Here is a 3,274-nt window from a genome sequence, read left to right as displayed (position 1 = left end):
GTGGATCTGCCACCTGTAGGGCCCTCAGAAGGTGGCAGATCCACCGATGGGACGCGCCAACGCGGAACTTTGGCCCGAGAACGCAGAAACGAAGAATCGTGTGTCCAAAGGCGAGCTCAGGCCAGACCCCGAGACCCGGAGCCGCCCCCAGGCCCACTGCCGGTCGAGGCCCTTTCGGAGACCAGACCCAGCGCCAGCCGAGGCAGCGCACCAGCAAGGTCACGACCCCCGCAGGCAGCGCACCAGCAAGGTCAGGACCTCCGCATCAGCCAGCCCAGACCCACCCACGAATCCGCCGAGAGGCGCCCCCGCCCCGACCGCCCTAGCGTGGACGGGTGCTCACCGCTGCTCTCTACGGTGCCGCGACGGCCGTGCCGCTCGTGGGGGGCGCGGCTGTGGGTCTGCGGTGGCGGATCCCGAAGCCGGTGCTCGCTGCGCTGATGGCGTTCGGGGCGGGGACGATGATCGCGGCGGCGTCGGAGGAGCTGTTCGGGCCGGCGTTCACGGAGGTGGGGGCCGGGCTGGCGGGTCTCGGGCTCATCGGGGGCGCGGCGGCGTACGTCGTCCTCAGCCACCTGCTCGACACCCGGCTCGGGACGTCGGCGGTCGGGCTCGGTCTGCTCCTGGGCGCGTTCCTCGACGGCGTGCCGGAGAACACCGCGCTGGGGGTGTCGCTGCAGGAGGGCGGGCTCGCGCTGCTGGTCGCGATCGCCGTCGGCAACACCCCCGAGGCGATCGCCAGCGCCGCCTCCCTGCGCGAGGACCCCGCGCTCGGGCCGCGCCGCGGACTGCTGCTGTGGGCCGGCGTCGGCGTCCTGCTGACCCTCGTCACGGTCGCCGCGCACGCCGGCAGCGACGTCGTCTCCCCCGCGGCGATCGCCGTCGCCCAGGCCGTCGCCGGCGGTGCGACCCTGGCCGTCCTCGCCGACACGCTCCTGCCCGAGGCCTACCGCGACGGCGGCTGGTGGATCGGGCTGTCCACCGCGCTCGGGTTCTGGCTGGCGTTCGTGCTCGGCTGACCCGCCGCGCCTCGTCGTGCGGCGCCCGGGCACCTCCGCCACGATGGACGCATGACGTCCGACCAGGTCACCGCCGAGCGGCTCGTCGCCGAGAGCGAGCCGCTCTCGATGGGCTCGACGTTCGGCATGTCGATGAAGATGGGCCTGCCCTACACGACCCGGAACGAGGTCGTGGAGTTCGAGCCGAACCGGCGCATCGCCTGGCGCACCACCGGCCTGTTCGGGATCATCGGCGGACGCACCTGGCGCTACGAGCTCGTCGACCAGGGCACCAGCACCATCGTCCGCGAGACGTGGGACATCAGCCGCGACCGGCAGCGGATCTTCCTGCGTCGCGGCAACCTGCCGCGCACCACCAAGCGGAACATGGAGCGGACGCTCGAACGTCTCGCCGAGGTCGTCGAGCAGGCCTGAGCCACGCTCGACCCTTTCCCCGGTGACCCGGGGCCCTCTAGGCTGGCGTGACCCACGCCACAGAGGAGCGCCCGTGCCCGACCTGCCCGACGCCACGTACCTGTCCGACTTCCACCAGCACCGCGCCGAGCAGGACCCCGACGGTCGGTGCTGGACCTACCTCGACCGCACGTGGACGTGGGCCCAGGCCTGGGACGACGTGCGGCGCTTCGCCGGCGCCCTGCAGGCCGAGGGCATCACGCGCGGCGACCGGATCGCCTTCCTCGACAAGAACAACCCGGCGATCCTCATGGCGACGCAGGCGTCGTGCCTGCTCGGCTCGGCCAACGCGATCGTCAACTGGCGGCTCGCCGGCGACGAGCTCGACTACGTCATCAACGACGCCGGGGCGCGCATCCTCTTCGTCGGCCACGAGCTGGTGCCCACGATCGACCTCATCCGCGACCGGCTCGTGGGGGTCGAGCGAGTCGTCGTCGTGGGCGGCGAGCACGACGAGCTCGACGCGTTCCTCGCGTCGGCCGAGCCGGTCGGCCGCCAGCCGGGCGTGGAGCCGTCGGACGTCTGCCTGGTCATGTACAGCTCGGGCACCACCGGGCGCCCGAAGGGCGTGATGCTCACGCAGCACAACATGGTCGAGCACACGCGCAACGCGAAGGGCGACGTCGAGTACGGGCCCGACGACACGATGCTCGTCGCGATGCCGATGTTCCACGTCGGCGGCTCGTCCTACGCCCTGTTCGGCCCGGCCACCGGCACCCACGGGTACATCATCCGCGAGGTCGACCCGACGCTCCTCGCCGGCGCGATGGCGGCCGGGGTGACCCACGCGTTCCTCGTGCCGGCCGTCGTGGCAGGGCTGCTGCAGGCCGGACCCCAGGCGATGCAGCTGTTCAGTCGGCTCAAGGTCTTCTCCTACGGCGCGGCGCCGATGCCGTTGCCCGTCCTGCGCGGCGCGCTCGAGCACTGGCCCACGACCCAGTTCATGCAGGTGTACGGCATGACCGAGATGGGTGGCGTCGTGACGATCCTCGACGACGCCGCGCACCGCGACGAGGACCACCCCGAGCGGCTCGTCTCGGCCGGTCGGCCGATCCCCGGCGTGGAGCTGCGTGTCGTCGACGTCGCCACCCTGCGCGACGTCGAGCCCGGGCAGGCGGGTGAGCTGTGGTGGCGCACCGAGCAGAGCACGGTCGGGTACCTCGGCCGCCCCGACGCCACCGCCGAGCTCCTCCAGGACGGCGGCTGGCTGCGCTCGGGCGACATCGGCCGCGTCGACGACGGCGGGTTCGTCTTCATCGAGGACCGCGTGAAGGACATGATCATCACCGGCGGCGAGAACGTGTACTCCCCGGAGGTCGAGCGCGTGCTCGCGGAGCACCCGGCGGTGCTGGAGACTGCCGTGATCGGCGTCCCGGACGACACGTGGGGCGAGTCGGTGAAGGCCGTCGTCGCGTTCCGGCCCGAGCACCAGATCGACCCGCAGGAGCTCATCGACTACGCCCGCGAGCGCCTCGCCCACTACAAGGCACCGAAGTCGGTCGACGTCGTCGAGGCGCTGCCGCGCAACCCGTCGGGCAAGATCCTCAAGCGCGACCTGCGCAAGGGCTACTGGCCGCAGGACGGGCGCCAGGTCTGACGGCACGACGCGGGCCCCTGGACGCAGCAACGGCCCCGACCCTCCAGGGGTGTGGGCCGGGACCGTTGTGGTCCACAGCATACACCGGGTGAACAGGTTCTCGCGCGGTCGGGAAAGTTCTCAGCGGTGTGGAAAGCGCACCGGATCAGGCGTCCGGGTCGGCCGCCTCGGGCACGTCGAGCGGCAGGTGCGGCGACAGGTCGGA

Annotated in this window: 3 protein-coding genes; all 3 read left to right on the top strand. The window is 72.1% G+C overall.

Translation table 11 applies throughout. From position 1 onward, the window contains the following. Window positions 1-335 precede the first annotated feature (335 nt). The 3 genes from A6Q79_RS18205 to A6Q79_RS18195 all read left to right on the top strand — a co-directional run bounded on the left by A6Q79_RS18205 (window position 336) and on the right by A6Q79_RS18195 (window position 3,069). Window positions 336-1,019, top strand: a complete 684-nt coding sequence (locus A6Q79_RS18205; protein WP_067854282.1) for a ZIP family metal transporter — start codon at window positions 336-338, stop codon at window positions 1,017-1,019. A gap of 51 nt (window positions 1,020-1,070) precedes the next feature. Next, window positions 1,071-1,433: an SRPBCC family protein gene (locus A6Q79_RS18200; protein WP_317698926.1), complete on the top strand. Its 363-nt coding sequence runs from the start codon at window positions 1,071-1,073 to the stop codon at window positions 1,431-1,433. Between the two features lie 73 nt (window positions 1,434-1,506). Next, window positions 1,507-3,069 carry a long-chain-fatty-acid--CoA ligase gene (locus A6Q79_RS18195; RefSeq protein WP_289017521.1) on the top strand — a complete coding sequence of 521 codons (1,563 nt, stop codon included), beginning with the start codon at window positions 1,507-1,509 and terminating at the stop codon, window positions 3,067-3,069. Window positions 3,070-3,274 lie beyond the last annotated feature (205 nt).

The organism is Aeromicrobium sp. REDSEA-S32_B7, from assembly GCF_001626145.1.
Lineage (GTDB): Bacteria > Actinomycetota > Actinomycetes > Propionibacteriales > Nocardioidaceae > Aeromicrobium > Aeromicrobium erythreum.
This window is presented reverse-complemented; position numbering and strand designations above follow the sequence as displayed.